Source organism: Flavobacterium jumunjinense (assembly GCF_021650975.2).
GTDB classification, from domain to species: Bacteria; Bacteroidota; Bacteroidia; order Flavobacteriales; family Flavobacteriaceae; genus Flavobacterium; species Flavobacterium jumunjinense.
The window spans coordinates 757,659-781,052 of the sequence record NZ_CP091285.1 but is presented as its reverse complement, the minus strand read 5'-3'; the positions used below and the strand labels follow the sequence as shown (position 1 = coordinate 781,052).

The 23,394-nt window shown below is 29.8% G+C and carries 18 protein-coding genes; 7 read left to right on the top strand and 11 right to left on the bottom strand.

Going from position 1 to position 23,394, the window contains the following annotated elements; all coding sequences use genetic code 11:
* Window positions 1-29 precede the first annotated feature (29 nt).
* Both L2Z92_RS03780 and L2Z92_RS03775 read left to right on the top strand, forming a co-directional pair.
* Entirely contained in the window at window positions 30-1,067 is a 1,038-nt protein-coding gene (locus L2Z92_RS03780; protein WP_236457519.1) for a phytase, read from the top strand.
* 585 nt (window positions 1,068-1,652) lie between these two features.
* Entirely contained in the window at window positions 1,653-2,063 is a 411-nt protein-coding gene (locus L2Z92_RS03775; protein ID WP_236457518.1) for a hypothetical protein, read from the top strand.
* Window positions 2,064-2,417: 354 nt separating this feature from the next.
* Here the strand turns inward: L2Z92_RS03775 and L2Z92_RS03770 are convergent, their stop codons facing one another.
* Window positions 2,418-4,472 (bottom strand): M16 family metallopeptidase, encoded by a 2,055-nt coding sequence (locus tag L2Z92_RS03770; RefSeq protein ID WP_236457517.1) that lies wholly within the window; start codon window positions 4,470-4,472, stop codon window positions 2,418-2,420.
* Between the two features lie 8 nt (window positions 4,473-4,480).
* Window positions 4,481-5,806, bottom strand: coding sequence for a M16 family metallopeptidase (locus L2Z92_RS03765; RefSeq protein WP_236457516.1), 1,326 nt, complete (start codon window positions 5,804-5,806; stop codon window positions 4,481-4,483).
* Window positions 5,807-5,993: 187 nt separating this feature from the next.
* On the opposite strand from L2Z92_RS03765, the gene rplU reads away from it, so the two are divergent.
* The 3 genes from rplU to L2Z92_RS03750 all read left to right on the top strand — a co-directional run bounded on the left by rplU (window position 5,994) and on the right by L2Z92_RS03750 (window position 8,443).
* Window positions 5,994-6,647, top strand: coding sequence for a 50S ribosomal protein L21 (gene rplU, locus L2Z92_RS03760; protein WP_236457515.1), 654 nt, complete (start codon window positions 5,994-5,996; stop codon window positions 6,645-6,647).
* A gap of 32 nt (window positions 6,648-6,679) precedes the next feature.
* Complete coding sequence (gene rpmA / locus L2Z92_RS03755) at window positions 6,680-6,940, top strand: 50S ribosomal protein L27 (RefSeq protein WP_236457514.1); 261 nt, start codon at window positions 6,680-6,682, stop codon at window positions 6,938-6,940.
* A 444-nt stretch (window positions 6,941-7,384) separates the two neighbouring features.
* Entirely contained in the window at window positions 7,385-8,443 is a 1,059-nt protein-coding gene (locus L2Z92_RS03750; RefSeq protein ID WP_236457513.1) for a fatty acid desaturase family protein, read from the top strand.
* Between the two features lie 84 nt (window positions 8,444-8,527).
* On the opposite strand, the gene L2Z92_RS03745 is transcribed toward L2Z92_RS03750, so the two are convergent.
* Complete coding sequence (locus L2Z92_RS03745) at window positions 8,528-9,085, bottom strand: hypothetical protein (protein ID WP_236457512.1); 558 nt, start codon at window positions 9,083-9,085, stop codon at window positions 8,528-8,530.
* Window positions 9,086-9,135: 50 nt separating this feature from the next.
* Here L2Z92_RS03745 and L2Z92_RS03740 point away from each other — a divergent pair, with 50 nt between their 5' ends.
* Window positions 9,136-9,918, top strand: a complete 783-nt coding sequence (locus L2Z92_RS03740; protein ID WP_236458903.1) for a DNA/RNA non-specific endonuclease — start codon at window positions 9,136-9,138, stop codon at window positions 9,916-9,918.
* Window positions 9,919-10,592: 674 nt separating this feature from the next.
* Here L2Z92_RS03740 and L2Z92_RS03735 read toward each other — a convergent pair.
* The 5 genes from L2Z92_RS03735 to L2Z92_RS03715 all read right to left on the bottom strand — a co-directional run bounded on the left by L2Z92_RS03735 (window position 10,593) and on the right by L2Z92_RS03715 (window position 15,875).
* Window positions 10,593-13,262 carry a carboxypeptidase-like regulatory domain-containing protein gene (locus L2Z92_RS03735; protein ID WP_236457511.1) on the bottom strand — a complete coding sequence of 890 codons (2,670 nt, stop codon included), beginning with the start codon at window positions 13,260-13,262 and terminating at the stop codon, window positions 10,593-10,595.
* A complete protein-coding gene (locus L2Z92_RS03730; RefSeq protein ID WP_236457510.1) occupies window positions 13,240-14,082 on the bottom strand; it encodes a GLPGLI family protein in 843 nt (280 codons plus the stop codon). Before L2Z92_RS03730 ends, L2Z92_RS03735 begins: the two co-directional genes overlap by 23 nt.
* A gap of 64 nt (window positions 14,083-14,146) precedes the next feature.
* Window positions 14,147-14,476 (bottom strand): hypothetical protein, encoded by a 330-nt coding sequence (locus L2Z92_RS03725; protein WP_236457509.1) that lies wholly within the window; start codon window positions 14,474-14,476, stop codon window positions 14,147-14,149.
* Between the two features lie 583 nt (window positions 14,477-15,059).
* A complete protein-coding gene (locus L2Z92_RS03720) occupies window positions 15,060-15,236 on the bottom strand; it encodes a hypothetical protein (RefSeq protein ID WP_236457508.1) in 177 nt (58 codons plus the stop codon).
* Between the two features lie 216 nt (window positions 15,237-15,452).
* Window positions 15,453-15,875, bottom strand: coding sequence for a hypothetical protein (locus L2Z92_RS03715; RefSeq protein WP_236457507.1), 423 nt, complete (start codon window positions 15,873-15,875; stop codon window positions 15,453-15,455).
* Between the two features lie 422 nt (window positions 15,876-16,297).
* Here L2Z92_RS03715 and L2Z92_RS03710 point away from each other — a divergent pair, with 422 nt between their 5' ends.
* Entirely contained in the window at window positions 16,298-17,995 is a 1,698-nt protein-coding gene (locus L2Z92_RS03710) for a helix-turn-helix domain-containing protein (protein WP_236457506.1), read from the top strand.
* A 542-nt stretch (window positions 17,996-18,537) separates the two neighbouring features.
* On the opposite strand, the gene L2Z92_RS03705 is transcribed toward L2Z92_RS03710, so the two are convergent.
* From L2Z92_RS03705 to L2Z92_RS03695, 3 genes are all read right to left on the bottom strand, one after another.
* Window positions 18,538-21,219, bottom strand: a complete 2,682-nt coding sequence (locus tag L2Z92_RS03705; RefSeq protein ID WP_236457505.1) for a carboxypeptidase-like regulatory domain-containing protein — start codon at window positions 21,217-21,219, stop codon at window positions 18,538-18,540.
* Window positions 21,198-21,950 carry a GLPGLI family protein gene (locus L2Z92_RS03700; RefSeq protein ID WP_236457504.1) on the bottom strand — a complete coding sequence of 251 codons (753 nt, stop codon included), beginning with the start codon at window positions 21,948-21,950 and terminating at the stop codon, window positions 21,198-21,200. Before L2Z92_RS03700 ends, L2Z92_RS03705 begins: the two co-directional genes overlap by 22 nt.
* 66 nt (window positions 21,951-22,016) lie before the next feature.
* Entirely contained in the window at window positions 22,017-22,316 is a 300-nt protein-coding gene (locus L2Z92_RS03695) for a hypothetical protein (protein WP_236457503.1), read from the bottom strand.
* Window positions 22,317-23,394 lie beyond the last annotated feature (1,078 nt).

Genomic DNA, 23,394 nt, shown 5'->3' with positions numbered 1-23,394 from the left:
GGGAATCCTAATAAAAAATAAAAATAAAAATGAAAAAAATAATATATTCAGCCCTTATCATTGCATTATATAGTTGCCAAGAAAAAACAAATGGGACTATTTTAAAACCAGACGTAATAACTGAAACAACAATAAACGATACTGATGACCCAGCCATTTGGATAAACCCAACCGACGCTTCAAAAAGTATTATTTTTGGAACTGATAAAGAAACTAACGGAGCTATTTATGCATTCGATTTAGACGGAAAAATTATAGAAGACAAAACCATTAGAAACATTGAAAGACCTAATAATATTGATTTAACCTATGGTTTCACTATTAATGATTCTACAAAAGTAGATATTATTGCGTTTACCGAAAGAGAAAAAAATCAAGTACGTGTGTTTTCGGTACCCGATATGAAACCATTAGATAATGGTGGTTTTAAAGTTTTTGAAGACGAAACAAATCCTGAATTTAAAGCACCAATGGGAATTGCTATTTATCATTCTCCTATAAACCAAAAAGTATATCTTATAGTAGGGCGAAAAACAGGACCTAAAGAAAATTATTTGTACCAATATGAATTAGTAGCAAATACAGAAGGAACAAACTTAAAATTAGTTAGAAAATTCGGAAACTTTAGCGGTAAAAAAGAAATTGAAGCTATCGCTGTAGATAACGAAATGGGTTATATTTATTATTCAGACGAACAACATGGCGTAAGAAAATACCATGCAGAACCAGAAAAAGGAAATAAAGAAATAGCTGTTTTTGGATTGGATAAATTTGAAAGTGATATTGAAGGAATTGCCATAGCAAAAACAGCTAGTAAAAAAGGCTACATCATTGTTTCTGACCAACAAAGAGGACAATTCAATGTTTTTGATAGAGCGACAAATGAATACCTAACAGCACTTAATTTAACTACATTAGAAACAGATGGTTGCGATGTAGTAACAACACCATTAGGAAGTAAATTTTCAAACGGAATATTCGTAGCAATGAATGACGCAAAAAACTTTTATGTGTATGATTTTGGAAAAATAGAAGCAGCCATTAAAGCAGCAACTACTTCAAAATAAACACATTTTGTTGAATTTTTTTAAAACTGCCTAAGTGAAATTGGGCAGTTTTTTCGTTTGTCAAATTTAGAGAAAAAAGGAAATATTTTTGCTTATTAATAAGAGGTGTAACGACAAAATATTCTAAAACTAAAGTACGTTTATGAATTTCTAATTTTTCTGCTCCGAAAAGTCTCCTGATTTTGAGGTCTAATCAATACAGTATTTAGTTAATTTACTATTAATGAATAATTTATAAATACTTAAACCAGTATTTTTTATAAGGAACTCATGATGTGCTTTGCAGTTTTGAACCATAAATCATCGAATACTTATAAAATAATAATAAATAAGAAAAAGCAAGTTAAATCATCTAATAAAAATAATAGGCTATTTTGCTTAATAGCAACACGCAATAAATTAATTCCATACCTGTTTTGCAAATCCAGTAAAAACGTAAGCTTGTAGGTTTTAGTATAAAAATTAACGTATAATTATATTTTTTCTTACAAATAGTTAAACTTGACTTAAAACCGAAAACTTTGGCACACAATGGCATTTTGTTTGTAGTACTGCTAGTAATATTAATCATTAAATTTTTACATTATGAGTTACTCAATTAGCAGTATAACACAAGTTGCAGATTGCGACGTGTTATTAACATGGGCAGGGAAAGAGAAAGCAGAATTAGAATTCAAAAAGCTTTCGGAAGAGCGTTTAACTTCGAAGTATGAAGATACTTCGGTAGAGGTAGAGGCAATATTGCAAGGGGTTATTGCTGAAATATCAGCCATAGACACTGTAATAAGCGTGTTGCCAGATGGTCCAACAAAAGAGGATCAAATTAAAAACAAAAGAAAGTTAGAATATAAAAAATTCGTACTTGAAAATCGTAAAGAAAGCTATGGAGCTGTTGCTTTGTTAGAAAAAGAATTAGACCTTGAGCGTGTAACAAAAGAACTAGAAGAGGTGAATGCTTTTATAACAGTAATTACAAATCATAAAGCGACTTTATAGATGAAATGTTTTAAAAATGAATAGGTTGTCCTGTAGTGGGACAACCTTTTTTATTGAGTGTTGTACCATTTATCACTTGAATTTACTGTAATAAAACACCCTTTTTTCCTCGCTATTTCAATATAAAATAAAAACGTAACGATGCTATGCTTTGATTTTCTATTCTATATCAAGAAAAAAATCATCATTTTCTTTTACAGTAAATTCAAATCATAACTGGTATTAGTTTTATCACTTAAATTTACTGTAATAAAACACCCTTTTTCTCGCTATTTCTGTTCCGCATTCTTATGATAAAAAATAAAAAAAAACGCTCCAATTGGAGCGTTTTTAATGTAATGTATATTATTGTGATTATTCAAAATCTTTATCTGTAACCCCTTCATTGATTTTTACTTCAGAAGTTGTAAACTCAATGTCCATACCTACATTCATGATTGTTTTGTATGGGAATTTAATTCCTTTAACGTCTTTGTAATCTTCAAAATAAGTAGTTTGTGTCATTTTTTGACCCGCTTGTTCAATTTCATTAGCTTCAGCTACTTTGAATCCTGTTTTAACATCGTAAAAGTAAGTGTGTTTACCATTCTTTATGGCATAAGCATCAGACTCTTTTATAGTTTCAATACTTAAAGATAAATTAGCCTCGTTTAATAAATTAAATTCTGCAAATGGTGAAGCAAATTTTATTATGTAATCTAATTTCTCTGCGTCGGTAATTTCTTTTCTTTGACCTTGTTGTATTTCAAATGCTTTTGTTCCATTAGTTTTAACTCCGCCTAATTCCATTCCCATTCCTGAAACTACAAAAGACATTTTATTTCCTATAGATTTTTTAATTGTTAAATCTAAGGCTTGTCCTTGAATTGTTCCTTTTGAAAACATTGCAGTTGTTTTAACATTATTTAGAGCTTTTTCACCACCAATAACTTCAATATATTTCTTTAAAACCGATTGAGCCGTTACGCCAGCAGGAATTTCTTTTTTAACGACTGGTTTTTCAGTTTTGTTTCCGAATTTGTCAAAATAGAAAATTGGCATTTTCTCTTTTTTACTCATTACTTCCAATGAAGGTAATACTTCAGAAGCTTTACCAACAATAACTACTCTAGAGTTGTCTGCTAAGAAATATTTGTTCGCTGCATTTCTAATATCTTCTGCTGTTACTGCATTGATGTTTTTAATGTAGTTTTCATAAAAATCATCTGGTAAACTTTGCGTTTCTTTGTTTAATGCATAACGTGCTACTGTTGTAGGCTTTTCAATTTGCATTACGAAGTTTCCAACATATTTTGCTTTTGCATTTCTTAATTCTTCATCAGAAACTAAGTCTTTTCTAATTTTCTTCAACTCGTTGAAAATTTCAACAACCGCACTGTCTGTTACTGCATTTCTTACAGCTGCACCAGAGCGAAATTTGTTAATGTATTTTCCAGAACCTAAAGAAGAATAAGATCCGTAAGTCCATCCGTGAGCTTCACGTAGGTTTAAGAATAATCTTCCTTCTCCACCACCACCAAGAATTTGGTTAGCAAGTATAGCAGCAAAATAGTCCTTATCTGTCATTTTTAATTTTGAAAGATTCACAACAGCAATTTCAGATTGTACTGCGTTTGGAACATCAATAAAATTAATTTGACTGTATTGAACGTCTATAGGGTTTGAATAAGTAAGTTGTGGAGCCGTTGCTTTTTTCCATTTTCCAAACAGTTTTTCAACTTCTTTTTTGGTTTTTTTGTAGTCAACATCACCAACAATTACTAAATAAGCATTTCCAGGTACAAAATAAGTGTTGTAGTTTAACTTTACATCGTCTAAAGTTACATTTTTCAAAGTCTCTTCACTTGTAAATTCACCATTATAGTGCTCTTTACCATAAGTAAGTAAGCTTTCAACTCTACTTGCAATTGCAGTTGCGCTTTTTTCGTCAGATTTTAATCCTTCAATTAATTTCGCTTTTTCTTTATCAAATTCTTCTTGAACAAAAATAGGATTTAAAGCTCCGTCTGACATTAATTCTAATAAACGACTAGAATATCTAGAAAGACCATTTGCAGATGCTCCGCTTGCCCAAAAATTAATATTTGCACCTAAGAAATCAATTTCTTCGTTGAATTTGTCTTTAGCAATATTTTCGGTTCCGTTACCAATCATTGCACTTAAAATGTCAGATACTCCTTTTTTTGCACCTTCTGCATAAGGAGGATTGTCCATTGTTAAAGTATACGATACACGTGGTAATTTGTTGTTTTCAACAATTAAAACTTTTAAACCATTTTTAAGTGTGAAACTTTCAGGTTTTTTTATGTTGATAGAAGGAGCAGGTCCTGGTTTAGGTTGTGGTCTGTCTTGTGCTTGCATTGTTATTGTTAAAAATAAACTAGCGGCTATATATACAAATTTTTTCATCTTCAATCTTAGTTTTGAGTTTTGTCTTTAGCTGGAATATAATCTAAAATCATTCTTTGGTTTGAATTTAAATATTTATTTGCCACTTCTTTTATTTCTTCTCTAGTAATAGAACGGTAAATGTCTATTTCGGTGTTAATTAAATTAATATCACCATATAGAAGGTAGTAAGTAGCTAAATTACTTGCCACACCTTCAACACTTGCGTTGCTGTTTACATATTGATTCTCAAATTTGTTTTGTAATTTTTGATAATCATTTTCAGAAATTAACTCGGTTTGAATTTTAGTGATTTCCTCATCGATTTCTTTGATTAAATCATCTGCAGTTTTCCCTTGCATTGGTATTCCATAAATTAAATACATTCCATAGTCTTCTTGACTGTTGTTGAATGCTCCAATTTGAAGTGCCATTTTTTTCTCGTCAACTACTTTTTTGTATAATTTAGAACTTTTTCCGTCTGATAAATAAGAAGAGATCATGTCTAGCACTCTAGCGTCTCTTGTTTTCATTGATGGCGTTCTGTAGTTAGCAACTACCATTGGTAATTGAACATTTGGATCTTCCCAAGAAGTTCTGAATTCTTGAGTAATTGGTTCTTCTTTGAAAGTCTTACGGTCTATAGCCGGTCCTTTTTTGATAGGTCCGAAATATTGTTCAACCCATTTCTTTGCGTTATCTTTTTCAAATTGTCCAGCTACAACTAAAACTGCATTGTTTGGAATGTAGAATTTTTGATTGAAAGCTTTAAATTCGTCAAGAGTAGCAGCATCTAAATGTGCCATTTCACCAATTGTAGTCCAACGGTAAGGGTGCACTTTAAACATGTTTTGTTTAACAGCTTTGAAAATGTTTCCATAAGGTTGGTTGTCAACTCTTAAACGTTTTTCTTCTTTTACAACTTCGTTTTGAGTATCTACACCAATTTGGTTAATTACAGGATGCATTAATCTTTCAGATTCCATCCATAACGCTAATTCTAAATTGTTAGAAGGGAAAACTTCATAATAATAAGTTCTATCGTCTGAAGTGTTGGCGTTGTTGTTTCCTCCATTAGCAGTAACAAGCTTAAACCATTCTCCGCGTTCAATGTTTTTTGTTCCTTCAAATAAAAGGTGTTCAAAAAAGTGTGCAAAACCAGTTCTATTTGGTTGTTCGTCTTTTGCTCCAACATGATACATTACAGAAGTGATCACTACAGGAGCTGAATTATCTTGATGAAGCACAACATGTAATCCGTTTGCTAAATCATATTCTTCAAATGTTACTTTTTGGGCATAAGTTGCTCCGCCTAACATTAGGGCTGTACTTAAGGCCATTAAAGATTTTTTCATAAGTTAATATTTGAGTTATTGTCTAAATTAGACGCAATTTCCGAATTTTGTTACACATTAGTATTATTTTTTTTAACTTTTAAGTAGGTTTTTTTATTTTTGATTCATTTTTTATAGGTAGCAGTTGCTCGGTTGATAATTTGTTGTATATTTGCACACTTGAAAAATTAACTTAATTCATATTCGTATGTATGCAATCGTAGAGATAGCAGGGCAACAATTTAAAGTAAGCAAAGACCAAAAGGTTTATGTACACCGTTTACCAGAAGAAGAAGGAAATGCAATTTCTTTCGATAAAGTTCTTTTGTTAGATGACAATGGTACTGTAACTCTAGGCGCCCCAGCTATAGATGGAGCTTCTGTTGAAGCAAAAATCTTAAGACACCTTAAAGGTGACAAAGTAATCGTCTTCAAAAAGAAAAGAAGAAAAGGTTACAAAAAGAAAAATGGTCATAGACAATCTTTGACTCAAATTATCATTGAAGGAATTGTATCTTCTGGTGCACCGAAAAAAGCGGCTGCTCCTAAAAAAGAAACAGCTCCTAAAGCAGAAAAAGCAGCTCCAAAAGCTAAAGCTTCTAAAAAAGGTGATGATTTAAAGAAAATTGAAGGTGTTGGACCTAAAGCTGCTGAGGCTTTAGTTGCTGCTGGACTTGATACATTTGCAAAATTAGCTGATGCTAGTGCTGCTTCTGTAAAAGAAGTTCTAGAAGCGTCTACTTCAAAACTTTCTCATTTAGATCCTACTACTTGGGCACAACAAGCTCAATTAGCTGCAGACGGAAAATGGGATGAATTACAAAAATTACAAGATGAATTAAACGGTGGTAAAGCTGTTTAATTTTTAATATTAACTAAAAAACTTAAAACGTCATGGCTCACAAGAAAGGTGTCGGTAGTTCTAAGAATGGTAGAGAATCAGAATCGAAACGTTTAGGTGTTAAGATTTATGGTGGTCAAGCTGCAATTGCAGGAAACATCATTATTAGACAAAGAGGTTCAAAACACAATCCAGGTGAAAATGTTTACATGGGTAAAGATCATACTTTACATGCTAAAGTTGATGGTGTTGTTAAATTTCAAAAGAAAAAAGATAATAAATCTTTTGTTTCAATAGTTCCTTTTGAAGCTTAATATTTAAAAGATATATTATTTAAAAGCCAGCAGTAATGCTGGCTTTTTCTTTTTGTATCCATTTTATACCAGTAAATTCAAATGATAAATGGTATTACTTTTGTAGCGCATTTATTTCTTGTCCTATTGACTTGTTCTTTTTAGTGATACATACTCCATTGGAACGAGTAGCGATTGTTCTTTTATTTTTTTAGAATCAAATAAATAATTATATTTGAGTGTGTTAGACTAGTAAATTTAAGTAATAAATGGTATTAGAGTATAACTATAGCTGTTGTATTGTTTAAAAGAGGTTGTTCCTTGAGGACGATGAATGACCGTAGTCTGCGGGATTTAATTTTCATTTTGTAAAGAAATGAAAAAAAGTTTTTAGCGTATAGAAGTAGGAAATATATCAATTGTTGTTAACCACAAAAGGGATTAAACCATCAAAATTGTTATATAATGAATACGTCAGATAGTACTAATTCTGCTTTGTTCGTGAGTACGATTCAAACTAGAATTAATGATTATTTTAAAGAAAATAATTGTTCTATAAAAAGCAATTGGGCAATGCATTTAAAGATCGCTACGGGTACTTTGTGGTGGCTATTGTCCTATCTTGTTATTGTGCTTTTACCATTAACCAAATGGGAGTTTTTTGCAGTATACCTTTTTCATGGTATGGGGCATATCTTTTTTTCGTTCAATGTGGGTCATGATGCTTTGCATAATGCGATTTCTAAAAGCAAAAAAATTAATAAATTTTGGTCTTATAGTTATGATCTTTTAGGAGTGAATACCTATATGTGGCGATTTATGCACCATAGAGGACATCATGCTTGTTTGAATATTCAAGGGGAAGACATGTCATTAGAAACGGCTGGTTTTTTTAGATTGTCAAGTCATGAAAAGAGAAAAAAAATGCACAAATACCAACATTTGTACTCTTTTGTAATTTATGGTTCTTATTTGTTTTATTATGTCTTTGTAAAAGATTATAAATACTTTTTTTCAAAAAACAACATACACCTGAAAAACAAAAAACACAGTCGAAAAGAGTGGGTTATTCTTTTTATGGGTAAATTTCTATATTTAAGTTATATGCTTTTTATACCACTATATATACTTCCTTTTAGTTGGTATTTTATTGTGTTTACTTTCTGTGTTACTTTGTTTATGATTGGTATTATTATGTCTTTTACTTTTCAAACAACACATATTATTGATACAACTACATATCCGAAATCTAAAAAAGAATATGAAAACTATGTGTATCATGTTTTTGAAACTACAGCCGATTATGCTGCTAATAATCCTTTGGCGAATTGGTTTTTCGGTGGGTTAAATGTGCATGTTATTCATCATTTACGATCGGATATTTGTCATATTCATTATCCTGCTTTAACTCGAATTGTTAAAGCGACTGCGAAAGAATTTGGCGTTCCTTATAGAGAGAATATCACCATTTTTGATGCTGGAATGGCGCATTTAAAACAGTTGAAGAAACTAGGAACGGCTTGAAATGGCTCGCAGTGAAAATAGCGTATAAAAAAAGTCAAAAGTATTTTAGTCCTTTTGACTTTTTTTTGTTTTTAGAAATATCGTTTAATCTAGTTTGTTGGCTTTTTTCTGCGCTTTTTCTAAATCAGATTGATAGTCTCTAAGTTTTTCTTCTTTTTTAAGGATTTTTTCTCTCCATTTCAATTCATCATTTGGACTAAGTTTTCCCTTAATTTTTAGTTTTTCAAATTTAGCTTTGTCTTTATCGATGTCTTTTCTTTGTTTGTCAATTTTTCCTTTTCTTTTTTCTACATCTTTTTTAGCCTTTTCTTTTTTAGCTTTTTCTTTCTCCTCTTTTTTCAGCTCTTTCTGTCTTTTTTTTTCGGCTTTTTCTCTTTCTTTCTCTGCTTTCTCTCTTTTTTTCTCTGCCTTTTTTAGCTCTTTTTCTGCCTTTTCTTTTTCCTTTTCGGCTTTGGCTAATTCTTTTTCTTGTTTTTCTTCTGCTTTAAGACGTTCTTTCTCTTCTTTAATTTTTTGCTTTTCAAGCTGCATTTCTCTTTCTGTCTTCATTGTTGGTGCAGCAACACTGTCTGTAACCACTTCTTGTGCAAAAGAAAATTGGAAACCAAGGACAAGTAATAATAATATAAATTTCGTTTTCATACTTTTTTATTAAAGTTTATCTTTACAAAGATAGATAAATGTATTAAATGATGAATATTTGTAAAGGAGCTATTTTGGTTGGTGTACTAATAATTTTATATTCTTGTAGAGAGGGCGTCCCTATTGGTCAAGATACAGCAGTGGAAAAAGGAAGTACAACTGTAAAATTTGATTATTTACCTTCCAATACGACGGGTGCTGTTTATGAGCGGGAAACCTATACATTGTCTTATGCAGAAGAGTATGAACAGGCAGAATGGGTTGCGTATGTGTTGCATACAAATGATATTACAAATTCAGACTATAAACGCCCTTATTTTGAAGTGGATCCAAAAATAATTACGGGTGCTGCACATTGGCGAAATTATAAAAAATCTGGATATAATAAAGGGCATCTTTGCCCAGCAGGAGACCGAAGGGCTTCTTATGATGATTATGTAGATACGTTTTTCACCTCTAATATTTCACCTCAGGATTATGATTTTAATGCGGGTATTTGGAACCGATTAGAGCAAAAAGTGCGCTATTGGGCAAAAAAACAAGATAGTTTGTATGTGGTTACGGGTGGTGTTTTAACAGAGGATCTTGAAACTATTGGTTATGAAAATGTTGCTGTACCGAAATATTTCTATAAAGTGCTTTTGTCTAGCGATAGAAAGAAAATGATTGGCTTTTTGCTGCCTCATGAAAAATCGGACAAGCCGTTGTATAGCTTTATTACTTCTGTAGATAAAATTGAAGCACTTACTGGGATTGATTTTTTTCCGGCTTTAGAGGATGCTTTAGAAAATGAATTGGAAGCTAAGACCGATTATTCGGGTTGGAGTTTTTAGGTTGTGTTTATTGATAGTTTACAATTCATCACTTTTGGCATTTTTTTTGCTCTAGTATACTATCGTTCTATTACAAGTAGTGGTGACAAAAATATATTTATTTTTCACTTTGTCACAGAAAGTGTGACTTTTCTCGTTTGGATTTGATAATGTCACAAAATCTGTGACATTTTTTTTTGTCAACAAAAAAAGTCACAGGTTTTAAAAATAGAATGCGACCGAGATAGGAATACTTAGATTGTATAGCGATCAATATCTTTTTCTATAGGGATTTGACCTTGGTTATTTTTCGATGTTTTTCTCAAAATTTTTAATCATTGCTATAATTATTCGTACGAGATAGTAAATGACAATTATAATAGCAATTAAAAGTACTATTTGTAAAAGAAAATAGGTGTCCATATTGGGTTATAAAATAAATATAATACCAGTTATGATTTGAATTTACTGTAAAAGAAAATGATGATTTTTTTCTTGATATAGAATAGAAAATCAAAGCATAGCATCGTTACGTTTTTATTTTATATTGAAATAGCGAGGAAAAAAGGGCGTTTTATTACAGTAAATTCAAGTGATAAATGGTATAAGTTGCGTTTAATTAATGGATTAAAAATGATGGAAACTTAGAATTATACTAGTTAATGTTTTGCAGTAAATTCATGTAATAAATGACATTAAAATCGGAACTCCATTTTTAATAGTACATATCTAGGTTGCAATCTGTATTCTGTTTTAGAAGTACTGATGTCACTAATACTATAACTTCTAAAAATAGCAGTATTGAATAAATTATTCCCTGAAAGAGAAAAAGAAAGTTTGTTTTCTTTAACAGTATATTTTGTTTCAATGTCTAAAAAATAATAGGTGTTTGTTTTTGCGTCCAAGTTGCCAAAGTAATAACGTTCCGATTGCAGTTGCAGATTAAAACGGTTATTAAAAACAAAAGAAAGATCAAGGAAAGAAGTATTATCTGTAAAATTGTTTTTAATAGTTGTTTCAATTTCGTTAAAATTCCACTTCGTACCAATATGGTAATTAAAAAGTCCTCTAAAACCAGAGCGCAATTCAAGTCCATAATTGAATTGATAATTCGTTACTTCTCTCATGTCGGAATTATTAACAACATTTTTATAGTTGGACTTTGTGCCACTTATTTTTATTTTAAAATTAGAAGCAATCGATTTAAAGTAGCGATCAAAATTGGAAGCAATCGTTAAGGATGCTCTGTCTTTAATAATGATTTGTTCTGCCAACGCATAGTTTTGAGAAATGATTGAGTTGCTACTAAAGAAATCATGGTTTTTAGTATATAAAACAAATGTATTGGCAAAAAACTTTTCGCCCCAGTTTCCTAAAGTATAATTAAAAAGGAAAGAACTCGCATCTAATTGATTGAAGTTTCCAGTTCCTTTATTGAAAGAACGAAACCCTGCATGAATATAGCCATCATATATAGTAAGCATACTTGCATTGGTTCTGTTTAGCGCATAGGAAGCTTGTATTTTATTTTTAGTATTTACTAACCATTCCAAGCCAATTTTCGGATTAATGAAAAATGGATTTTGCTTTGTAGTGCTAGTGTTTTTTTCTAGCGCATTAAAAAGTTGATGAAAATTAATTTCAGAAAACACTGTTGTTTTTCTAAAGGTTAAATTATATTTTGTTTTAAGATATAAATTGTTAGTACTATAGCTTGTTTTATTTTGAAATAAACTCGGTTCTTCAATGGCTAAAGCGTCGTTTTTTAATTGAAAATTAGAATTTAAAACATCTTTTCGGTATTGATTCCCTATCTTAAGTTCTAATAAATTTCCCTTTTCTTTTCGATCTAATAGATGCGCTTCCACACCATAAAACGACATTTTGTTCTCATTTATTTGTGCAACAGCATTAGCGGTAGAAGCAGGAAACAAATCAGCATATAAAAACTGATTCAATTGATACTCTTGTGGCGTTTTTTCATTAATATAGCGCCCATAAAGGAGGAACACTTTACTACTTGTTAGTTTGTTAGTGAAAATAATTTTTTCATCAATGAGTTGGTTTTTACTCGTTAACCGCTCATTTAGCAAATCATCATTAAATAGTAAATTACTACTGCTTTTATCGCTATTGGCATTCAACTTACTAACCACTTGTAAGGTTTTGTTTTTAGAAATGTCATAATTAAAGTCGAGCTTACCAAACCCGATGAGTATGTTTTTTTGTAATGTATAGTTTTCTGTGTTTTCAAATACGGTATTATTGGCAAAAAAAGATTGAAAACTATTTCTGAAAAAGCGATTCTCATCTTTGTTTAAAAACAGCAGTGCTTTTAGTTTCATTTTTTTAGATAGGGTAAAAATACTATTCAAAGAAACTAATTCGGCATTGTTAAAATTAACCCTCTTTTGTTTTAATTGCGGCACAGAAGCATCGAGGCTCATTAAGGTGCTGTTTCTTTCATTGTCGCCAATGTGTTCGTCACCATAAGAATAAATTAGATTAGAAACGTCTCCAGTAGCATCTTCTCCAATGTTATTTAAACTGGTTAAGAAATAGTATTTATTTTTTTTACCAAAATTCATCACATTGCTTTTAACCTCATATCGGTTTTCAGAAGCTAAGCCATAACCTGTTTGCACAGTGCCAAACCAATGTCGTTTCGCATCGTCTTTCAGTTTTAAATTGAGCGCAACTTTATTGCTGTTTTCAATGCCTTTAAGATGTTTGTTATTGGAGTAGTGCTGTAATACTTCTATTTTTTCCAAAGGACTAGAGGGCATATTTTTTGTTAAGACCTTGTAGCCTTTTTCGAAAAAATCATCATAATCTACCATCACTTTTTCTACTTCTTGATTCCCTATTTTTATAGTTCCATCACTTTCTACAGTAATACCAGGAATCTTTTTCAATAAATCTTCTACCACTTCTTCATTGCCTTGTGCAAAAGCCTTAACATCATAAACAATGGTGTCTTTTTTAATGACAATTGGTCTGTCTGAAGCAATAATAACTTCATTCAACTCAATAGATTGATACTTTAAACGGATGTTGTTTTCAAGGGTAGTTTCTTTTTCAGAAAGCAAAATAGGCAAGGAAATAGTTTCGTAGTTTAAGGTAGAAAAACTAAGCACAAAGTTTCCTGTTTTAGTGGTTTTTAATTCATAAAGACCTTCGGTGTTAGAATATCCATAAGCCACAATGTTTGCTGCGTTTTCTGGTTTAAGGATAATATTCGTATTGCTTATCGGTTGGTTGGCTTCGTCTACTATTTTTCCTTTAAGGATTGTTTGAGAAAAAGACAAGGACAAACCATAAGCGAATACGAGTAGAGTAAAACTATTTTTTCGTGCTAATATCATCAAAGTTAATTTCAAGTTGATCTTTATCGGCTATAATTTTATCATTCGCTTTGCGAGTACTGGTTGAGGTTACGCCTCTTGGTAAAGCCGATTTCATTTTTGCCGTTATTTCTTCACCTATAGACTCCATACTAGCAATCATTTTTTCTCTTTCTTCTATTGGTGTACTATAATTTTGATGCAAGAATTTTTCTTTTTCAATAGTATTTTCGTTAGTGCTTAATGCTATTTTATCAGCGAAAAAATAGAACTGTTTTTTGCTTTCGCTAGCTTCTAATATTAAACCGGGTAATCCATTCAATTTCCATGGTCCTGCACTCACAGGGATTTCATAGGTAAACCAAACAGTATAGGTTCGTCCTCTAAATTGTCCTATGGCTTTTTGGCACGTAAAAGCATTTATTTTTTTAGTTTCCTCATGCAATTCCCAAGCAATGTTTTTTGCTTTGTCTTTCACAAATAAGGTGTCATATTCCTTTCCGCTTATTCCTTTAGTGAAATATTTATGATCTATAATAATGTTATTGTTCAGGTCGGTTAATAGGCCTAAAGCATCCGGCATGTTTACGTGTGGGTTAATTTCTATTTTTAGTTTTAAATCGCCTTCCTCTTCATTAGAGTTTTCTTCATCGGCTTTAACATCAACTCCTTTTCCTTTTTTATTTATTAGTACAGCATAGATACTCTCGTTTTTGTTAAACAATAAGGTGCTTTTTAATGTAGTCCCTTTTGCAATAAAGGTGTAGTTTATTGTACCACTTTGCGACTGACTAAATGCACCAAAAGTGATGAAGCAAAGAAGAATGATAATTTTTTTCATGTTGTTGTTTGTTTTTAAATATAAAAAATACGAGTAGCTGTTTCAGCTACTCGTATGAAGTGAATTATACACTAGGGTTCCAAAGACCAGCAATGAAAGCTGCTGCTTTTGCTAATAAACAGCCAACAATTGATGCGTCAAAAGTTACAGTTTCTGAAAATGTTTCTGGACCTGCAGGTGTTTGTACTGTTACAGTAGTAGTAACAGTACATGGTCTAGCTACTTCGAAATGTTCAGCACCTAATTTGCTGAATTCTTCAGAAGAATACGATTTTCCATCTAAAACATAAGTTCTAACCTCTTTTTGAACAGGATTAACAACTTCTGTATTGTTTGCAGCTGCTGTTAAAGAAAATAATACGGTAGCAACTAAGCCAAATGCTAATTTTTTCATAATATTGTATTTTTAAATTAATTACAGTCATACTTTGTGTTCGTCAAAACATTTATTAAGGTATGGCTGTTTTTTTTATAGGTTGATTTTTTCAAGCAAACAAAAGCAAAGTCAACCGTTTCTTTGTTTTTGTTGGTAGTGTTGTTTTAGAAAGCTACCCAATTCCTAGTAATGCTCGTTTTTTTATACGGGTTACAAACAGCTGAAACAATCCCGAATAGTGGCCGACTATGTTTTTTAGAAAAATAGATAACAGTAGTATTTTTCTTTTCTCATTCCTTATTATGGCTGTCTAATAACTTTAAAACTTTTCTAAATAGTTTCACTAAAAAATAGAGAATCACTAGTAATGTTATTATTAAGACAATTTGTAATACTTGTGTGGTAATCATTTTTTTTCTTATTTATTTAAAACCAAATATAAAAACAGAGCCTACTTTTTTATTTTAAACCAGCTTGTAGACTAAACGCATTAAAATAGTATAATTAAAAACACATAATAGATAGACTAACATTCAATAAAAGGATGTTGTATATTAAATGTTAGTTTAAAGAACTAAAACTGGGTTTATATCGATAAACTTTATTCGTTGTTTCTGTTTTCTGAATCTAATTTTTGTTTTAGGTACTTTATTTTTAGGTAAGTATTTATTTTTTTAGAAAACTGATACAATAAATAGAACAAAAACAAAATAATTAGCATTGTTACTATTTGCCAAATTATGAGACCCGAACTTGTTTGTTCCACTACTTTTTCCATTTATATTGCTGTTTTAAATTTTTACCTGTATTCATGTTTATTTATTATAAAAAACTTTAGTGTAAACTGAATAAATACTTTGTTATTTTTTAGTCATTTTATATAATGCTTTCAGAATGAGAGCAATTATTATTATAAAAATAACGTACATTGAAATTTTTAATACACCTAGCATACTATTTTTTAATGTTTTATAGAGTTAAACTTCCAGTGCCTTTACTTGCTGTTTTCGACTTTATCTTTATATGCTTTATGAGCTATAGAGTCTAAGTCTTTACTTGCATAGTATTTTAAACAATTATAAGAGATAAAATTTTTATTTTTTAGACTTTCATCTCCTTTGTCTATTTTTATTATAGGTTTAGGCATATTTTTAATTATTTTCTTTCCAAATGACCTTGCTTCATCTATAATAGAAAAACTTAAATCTAGATTTGAATTAAGCAAATCTTTGTTTTTTAATAATATCCTTAAACTGTCATTTTCTAAGCCTTCATTTATACAGCCGTAAAAAGCTTCATATTTATAGGAATCTATCCAAGATTGTTTGTTATCTTGATTATATGTGAATTTATCTCTCTTGTATGTATTACATGAAATAATTCCTAAAAGTGGTATAAGTAAAATATATTTTTTCATTTATTTTTAATTTAAGGGTTCGAACCAATTCCAATTTTGAGTAAAATTACTTCCAAAACTTATGTCATTATTTAAAAACCATATATAGAAACATAGCCTACTTTTTATTTTTTCTCCTTTGTAACGCAATTCTTGAGAATCTTCATCTATGTTTCTATTATGGAAAAACCAAACCAATGAACCCAATCTATATTTTTAGAAATTGTAGAAAGATATTAATTGTTGCTGTTTCGTTTGCCGTTAAACAGGAAACAAAATCTTTCTTATTTCTGAAACCAAAACTACAGGTGTTTTTAGTTTTGTGCAAACAAAGTAACTCGACATTCATGAATTACGACACGTAAATTAAGAATTTTGAGACAAAAAACCTTTGCCACGTCTTGAAATAGGGTACTTTTGTCGCCAAACAACATTTTATAAACATGAAACGGTATTTTATTTATTTTTTCTTCTTTTCCTTGTTCTCTTTCTCTTTTTTGAATGCTCAAGTGAATGAAAAAGACTTGATAAAAATGAGTTATGATGAATTAAAGCTAGGTTTTAATAATAATGAAAACAATATTGTTGTTCAAAAAATATATTCAGATTTTTTTTTAAAAAAAGCCAAGAAAGAAAGAAATGATCTTATGCTAGCTAAAGGTTATTATATGAAATCTCTTTTGAATGATTCATATAAAGCTATTAAGTATTTAGATAGTGTTATCATTTTTTCAAAAAAAATAAATGATAAAAAAATTTTGATGATAGCTTATTCTGAAAAAGCTATAAAATTTGAAGAGGAAAATAATTATAAATCGGCAATAGACAATTATATAGAGGCAGAAAACTGGGCGAAAAAGAGGAATAATTTAAAATATTTTTATAAGACTAAGTTTTCAATTGCTTTAATAAAATCAGAGGATTTAGGTGAAATCAAGGAAGCTTTACAATTATATAGGGAATGTTATGTTTTTTATAAAAAGAATAAAGAAAGAAATCTAAAATATTATGAAACATATTTAAATGTAAATTTTGCTATTGCTGATGCCCACAGAGCATTAAATCAATTAGATTCTTCAACCTATTATAATCGCATAGGATACAAAGAATCATTTAAATTAAATGACGAAAGACTTAAAGGGTGTTTTATTTTAAATGAGGGTGCTACTCAATGCTTGAAAGGAAATTATGAAGTCGCAATTGATAGTATCGATAAAGCCATTTCTATAATGATAGATGAGGATAATAAAATGAATCAAATTGCTTCATATTATTATTATGCAAAATCATTTCAAGGATTAAAACAAATTAAAAATACTGTTAAGAATTATGAAAAAGTAGATAGTATTTATAAAATATTAAATTATATAACTCCTGAATTTGTAGATGGCTATCATTTTCTAATTGAACATTATAAAAAAAATGGAGATAAGGAAAAGCAATTATATTATCTAAATAGATTAATGCGAATTGATAGCACTTTTCAAGTTAATTATAAAGAATTGACGAAGAAGTTACAGAAAGATTACGATATACCTCATTTAATGCAAGAGAAAGAGACTATTATTAAGGGGTTACATAATGATAAAAAAGCAAATTATTGGATAATTGGTATTCTTGGTTTAACAGTAGTGTTGAGTTTGGTTGTAATGCAACATCTAGCCAAACAAAAAAAACAATATAAGCAACGCTTTGATGCTTTAATGCAGCAAAGTAAGATTGATGCTTTAAATGAAGAGGAGAGGAAAGTAGAGGAAGAAAAACCAAATTTAGATTTAGGAATTCCAGATGATATTGTTACTACTATTTTAAAGCAAATTGTAGTTTTCGAAAATGAGAAACAGTATCTAAAACCAAACCTCACAATAGGTGATTTGGCAACTGCACTTGAGACCAATTCAAAATATTTATCGATTGTCATTAATGCAAAAAAAGAGAAATCGTTTTCCAATTATATTAATGATTTGCGAATAGACCATGCTGTAGTGGAATTGAAAAATAATAAAGAAATGCGCAAATATACCATTGCTGCGATTGCCGAAGAGGTAGGTTTCAATACTTCGGAGTCCTTTTCGAAAGCGTTTTTTAAGCGAACCGGAATAAAACCGTCCTATTTTATGAAAGAATTAAAAGAGGTGTAATGGTTTGTTTTTTAAAATTTTATAAAATGAATTGGAAGCAAAGACCGATTATTCGGGTTGGAGTTTTTAGGTGGCGTTTATTAACGATACCAATTAATCCCTTTTGGCATTTTTTTTGCTCTAGTATACTATTGGTCTATTACAAGTAGCGGTGACAAAAATATATATTTTTTTCACTTTGTCACAGAAATTGTGACGTTTTTCGTTTGGATTTGATAATGTCACAGGTTTTAAAAATGGAATGCGACCGAGATAGGAATACTTAGGCTGTATAGCGATCAATATCTTTTTTCTATAGGGATTTGACCTTGGTTATTTTTTGATGTTTTTCTCAAAATTTTAATCATTGCTATAATTATTCGTACGAGATAGTAAATGATAATTATGATAGCAATTAAAAGTGCTATTTGTAAAAGAAAAATAAGTGTTCATATTGGGGTATAAAATAGATATAAGTCGCGTTTAATTAATGGATTTCCAATGCTTAATTTGAATTTAATATTACTTTTAAAGATATATAAGAAAATTTTTGAATTCTTTTCTTAAAATCGCAACTCCATTGTTAATAAAACATATCTAGGTAACAATCTATATTCTGTCATTGATGTTCCAATGTCACTAATTGAAAAATTTCTAAAACTTTGTGTGTTGAACAAGTTCTTTCCAGATAAACCGAGAGTTAGTTTGTTTTCTAATAGTTTATAATGTGTGTCAAGATCCAAGAAATAATAAGTATTGTCTGTTTGTAAATTCCCAAAGTAATAACGTTCCGATTGTAATTGTAAATCAAATCTCTTATTAAATACAAATGACAAATCCAAAAAACTGGTGTTGTTTGTAAAGGCAATATTTGTAGTTGTTTCTATTTCTGTTGTTGTCCATTTTGTCCCAACATGATAATTAAATGCTCTTTTAAATCCAGAACGTAGTTCCAGACCATAATTATAGTTATTGGAAGTTACTTGTCTTAAATTGGAATTGTTTATAATATTTTTAAACTCACTTTTTGTGTAACCAATATCTAATTTTAAGTTTGAAGTTATAAATTTAAAATAATAATCTAGCTTAGAATTAAAACTTAAAAATTCACGGTCTTTTATTAGCCTTTTATCAGCTTGTGTGAAATTTTGATTCAGTAATGTGTTTGTTGAAAAAAAATCATGATTCCTACTATACAAAATGAACATATTTGCGAAAAAACGGTCGCTCCAATTCCCTAGCTGATAATTAAAAACAATACTTGAAGCATTTAGCTGATTAAAATTGTTAGTCCCTTTCGAAAAAGAACGAAAACCTATTAATGAATAATCGCTAAAAACATCCAATACTTTTGCGTTCGTAGTAGTGTAAGAATAAGAAGATACTATTTTATTTTTACTATTTATTTTCCAATCAAACCCTAAACTAGGGTTAATAAAAAAAGGATTTTGACGGTTGAAATTTTTGTTGTTTTCTAATCGATTAAAAAGTTGATGTATATTTAATTTACCTGTAAAACCAACAGTATTAAGTTTAAAAAGGTATTTGCTTTTTAAGTACAAATCATTGACCATATAGGTTGTGTTGTTTTGATACCCTACAGGTTTTTCTACTGTAGTATTGTTTTCCAAAATTGAGAATAGTGTCGATAATCTATCTTTTCTAAACTCATTCCCTAGTTGTAATTCAAATAAATGTCCTTTATCTTTTCTGTCTAATAGATGTAGATTCACTCCTGCAAATTGCATTTGATTAGTGTTTTGCTGCTTTACAGTATTTGCAGTAGGAATCGTTGGGAATAAATCTTGAAATAAAAATTGATTTACACTATAATTTTGAGGTGTTTTTTCATCTATATAACGTCCTGTTAAAAGAAATACTTTTTTTTCTTTAAATTTATTAGTGTAACTTATTTTTTGATCAAAAAGGCTGTTTTGATGTTCCAAATTTTCTATAATAGAATTGTCGTTAAAAAGTAAATTAGAACCGTCATTAAAATTTCCATTATTATATTTTGTAGTTATTGCTATCGTTTTGTTTTTGGAAATCGTATAAGTGCCGTCTAATTTACCGAAGGCAATTCTTTTTTTATTGCGTAGTTGGTAGTCTTCAGTATTTATAAAATTTGTATTGTTAACACTAACATAGTCTAGGCTGTTTCTAAAAAAATCGGATTGGTCACAATTCAAAAAGCCAAGTGTTTTTAATTTTAGTTTTTCAGTTGGATTAAAAATAGTATTAAAAGATAGTAGTTTAGCATTGTTGAAATGAGTTCTACTTTGTTTAAAATTAATATTTTGTGGTAATAAAGATAATGATGAGTTTATTTTTTGATTGTCTCCTATACTTGCGGGTTCATCAATTCGAAAGGGGCGTATTAAATTTTCAATATCGCCTGTTGCATCATATCCAATCGTATTCAAGTTAGTAAGGAAGTAATATTTGCTTTTTTTACCAAAGTTCATTAAGTTACCTTTCAATTGATAAAAGCTATTATTACCAATACTAGTTTCAATATTGCCAAACCAAATGCGTTTTGATTTCTCGTTCAATTTCAAATTTAAAGCTACTTTATTACTTTCTTCTACACCCTTCAAAAGGCGATTATTAGAATAATTTTTTAAAATTTCAACTTCTTCAATGGGATAAGCGGGCATATTTTTAGATAGAATGGTATATCCTTTTTCAAAAAGGTCATCACCATCTATCATTAATTTTTCGATTTCTTGATTACCCACTTTTATAGTACCGTCAGAATTTACAACGACCCCAGGTATTGACTTCAGCAATTCCTCAACAGTTTGTTCGCTGCCTTTTGCATAGTATTTTGTTTTAAAAGAAATAGTATCTTCTTTTATAGTCATAGGCAAGTCCGCTTTTACAATTACCTCTCGTAAATTCATTGGTTTTTCATTTAAAACCACATCAATCTTAATTTCCGTTTGTTTTGAATCTATAACCAAAGGAATTGTTTTAGCTTCATACGAAAGGGAGGTAAATATTAAATTGAATTGACCAATCTTACTTGTTTTTAGTTCATAATTTCCATTGTCATCAGAATAAGTATAGCCTATAATAGCATTAGACAAGCTGTCTTTTAAAATGATACTTGCGGAATACAATGGATCGTAGCCATCTCTCACTGTTCCAAGAATAGTAGTTTGTGAAAAAATACTATTTTGTAAAGAAAAAAACGCTAAAATTGTAAGACTAAAGTTTATTATTACTTTACTTCTTCTTCCCATTCAAATTTTATTTCAAAACCTGTTCTAAAAGTTTTTTGATTTACTATTTTTGCACCCCTAGGTAATTTTGACAATATTTTTTCATCTAGACTATTACTATTGTTAAATTTTAATTGAGCATATTCTTCTATCGATATGGTTTCTTTTTCTTTATATGCTAACTCTTCAGAATTAAAATTAAAATTAGAATGCTCTACCTGTACTAATACCCAGTTGTATCTTCTGGTTTCATCGTATATCTCATATATTAGACCGGGTAAACCTTGAAATTTCCATGGTCCAGCTTTTATTGGTGTGGTTGGAGAATACCATGCGATATAGTTTCTTCCTCTAAAATAACATGTAGCCTTATAAAGCATACCGCTATCTATATCCTTGCTTTCATCTGAAAGAATCCAATTAAAATGAGGTATCTTCTCCTTAACCAGCAAACTCTCTTTCAAAATATCATCTCTTGTAATTAAAGTATCATTCTTATAATTAAAATGATTAAATTGACGCTTTCCAGAACTTAACTTAATGGTTACATCAATATCTTTGCCTTTTTCTTCTCCTGTTTTTTTTATATTTTCAGTGAAATAAATTGTTTTTTTTTGATCATTACTTATGTACAAATACCCATTTTTTGTTGTCGGCAATTCAGTATTATAAATAGCTTTATACGTTACTAGTACTGCCTTTTCTTGAGCAAAAGTTATAATTGGGAAAAGTAGATATAATAGATACTTCATGTTATTTTATTTAATGTTAATGAAAAGCAGGTTACACAAAGTTACCATTGTACAACCTGCAAATTTTTAGAGCTGTGCTGCAATATCATCAGCAAGTTGACTGCATTCCTCAGCAGAATTAACACCTTCAATTTGAAGCGTTCTTTCAGCTACTTTGTTTCCATCTGAATCATAAAACCCTATGGTAACATAACAAGTCCCTAAAGTCTCTAATTTGTTTTCAATTTTTAAAATGTTACTAGTTTCTACTAGTTCCTTTAAGTTAATTACATCAGCAGTTTTTACCGTTTTAATAATTGTTTTTTCATTTGCCATTCCAGCAAAAGAAAAAGCTACAAGTGCAACAGCAAACATTAATTTTTTCATAAATTTGTTATTTATTTAATTACAGTCATACTTTGTGTTCGTCAAAACATTTATTAAAGTAGGGCTGTTTTTTTTATAGGTTGATTTTTTAAGCAAACAAAAGCAAAGTCAACCGTTTCTTTGTTTTTGTTGGTAGTGTTGTTTTAGAAAGCTACCCCATTCCTAGTAATGCTCGTTTTTTTATGCGGGTTACAAACAGCTGAAACAATCCCGAATAGTGGCCAACTATATGTTTAGAAAAATAAATAGCAGTAGTTTTTTTCTTTGTTTTATAAATGTAAAATATTTTTTATTACAATTTGTTTTAAAAAACCATATATAGAAACATAGCCTACTTTTTATTTTTTCTCCTTTGTAACGCAATTCTTGAGAATCTTCACCTATGTTTCTATTATGGAAAAAACCAAACCAATGAACCAAATCTATATTTTTAGAAATTGTAGAAAGATATTAATTGTTGTTGTTTCGTTTGCCGTTAAACAGGAAACAAAAACTTTCTTATTTCTGAAATCAAAACTACAGGTGTTTTTAGTTTTGTGCAAACAAAGTAACACGACATTCATGAATTACGACACGTAAATTAAGAATTTTGAGACAAAAAACCTTTGCCACGTCTTGAAATAGGGTACTTTTGTCGCCAAACAACATTTTATAAACATGAAACGGTATTTTATTTATTTTTTCTTCTTTTCCTTGTTTTGCATTGCTCAAATAAGCGAAAAGAAACTTCAAAATAAAATTTTTAATGAATTAAAGTTAGGTTTTAACAATATTGAAAATAATATTATTGTTCAAAAAATATATTCAGATGTTTATTTGAAAAAGCCAAGAAGGAAAGAACGGACCTCATGTTAGCTAAGGAGTATTATATGAAATCGCTTATAAACGATTCTTACGATGCTATTAAGTATTTAGATAGTGTTCTCGTTTCATCTTAAAGAAGGATCAAAACTATTAGACGAAACAATAGGATTATATATTGTGAATGTTAAGAATAAATGAGTAAGAATAAATTTGGCATTTTTTTTGCTCTAGTATACTATCGTTCTATTACAAGTAGTGGTGACAAAAATATATA

What these genes read in the sequence shown, in the direction of transcription:
- rpmA (WP_236457514.1), top strand. Translation starts at nt 6,680, where the DNA reads ATGGCTCACAAGAAAGGTGTCGGTAGTTCTAAGAATGGTAGAGAATCA.
- L2Z92_RS03775 (WP_236457518.1), top strand. Translation starts at nt 1,653, where the DNA reads ATGAGTTACTCAATTAGCAGTATAACACAAGTTGCAGATTGCGACGTG.
- L2Z92_RS03730 (WP_236457510.1), bottom strand. Translation starts at nt 14,082, where the DNA reads ATGAAAAAAATTATCATTCTTCTTTGCTTCATCACTTTTGGTGCATTT.
- L2Z92_RS03700 (WP_236457504.1), bottom strand. Translation starts at nt 21,950, where the DNA reads ATGAAGTATCTATTATATCTACTTTTCCCAATTATAACTTTTGCTCAA.
- L2Z92_RS03750 (WP_236457513.1), top strand. Translation starts at nt 7,385, where the DNA reads ATGAATACGTCAGATAGTACTAATTCTGCTTTGTTCGTGAGTACGATT.
- L2Z92_RS03780 (WP_236457519.1), top strand. Translation starts at nt 30, where the DNA reads ATGAAAAAAATAATATATTCAGCCCTTATCATTGCATTATATAGTTGC.
- L2Z92_RS03720 (WP_236457508.1), bottom strand. Translation starts at nt 15,236, where the DNA reads ATGGAAAAAGTAGTGGAACAAACAAGTTCGGGTCTCATAATTTGGCAA.
- L2Z92_RS03735 (WP_236457511.1), bottom strand. Translation starts at nt 13,262, where the DNA reads ATGATATTAGCACGAAAAAATAGTTTTACTCTACTCGTATTCGCTTAT.
- L2Z92_RS03710 (WP_236457506.1), top strand. Translation starts at nt 16,298, where the DNA reads ATGAAACGGTATTTTATTTATTTTTTCTTCTTTTCCTTGTTCTCTTTC.
- L2Z92_RS03740 (WP_236458903.1), top strand. Translation starts at nt 9,136, where the DNA reads ATGAATATTTGTAAAGGAGCTATTTTGGTTGGTGTACTAATAATTTTA.
- L2Z92_RS03715 (WP_236457507.1), bottom strand. Translation starts at nt 15,875, where the DNA reads ATGAAAAAATATATTTTACTTATACCACTTTTAGGAATTATTTCATGT.
- rplU (WP_236457515.1), top strand. Translation starts at nt 5,994, where the DNA reads ATGTATGCAATCGTAGAGATAGCAGGGCAACAATTTAAAGTAAGCAAA.
- L2Z92_RS03695 (WP_236457503.1), bottom strand. Translation starts at nt 22,316, where the DNA reads ATGAAAAAATTAATGTTTGCTGTTGCACTTGTAGCTTTTTCTTTTGCT.
- L2Z92_RS03765 (WP_236457516.1), bottom strand. Translation starts at nt 5,806, where the DNA reads ATGAAAAAATCTTTAATGGCCTTAAGTACAGCCCTAATGTTAGGCGGA.
- L2Z92_RS03725 (WP_236457509.1), bottom strand. Translation starts at nt 14,476, where the DNA reads ATGAAAAAATTAGCATTTGGCTTAGTTGCTACCGTATTATTTTCTTTA.
- L2Z92_RS03745 (WP_236457512.1), bottom strand. Translation starts at nt 9,085, where the DNA reads ATGAAAACGAAATTTATATTATTATTACTTGTCCTTGGTTTCCAATTT.
- L2Z92_RS03770 (WP_236457517.1), bottom strand. Translation starts at nt 4,472, where the DNA reads ATGAAAAAATTTGTATATATAGCCGCTAGTTTATTTTTAACAATAACA.
- L2Z92_RS03705 (WP_236457505.1), bottom strand. Translation starts at nt 21,219, where the DNA reads ATGGGAAGAAGAAGTAAAGTAATAATAAACTTTAGTCTTACAATTTTA.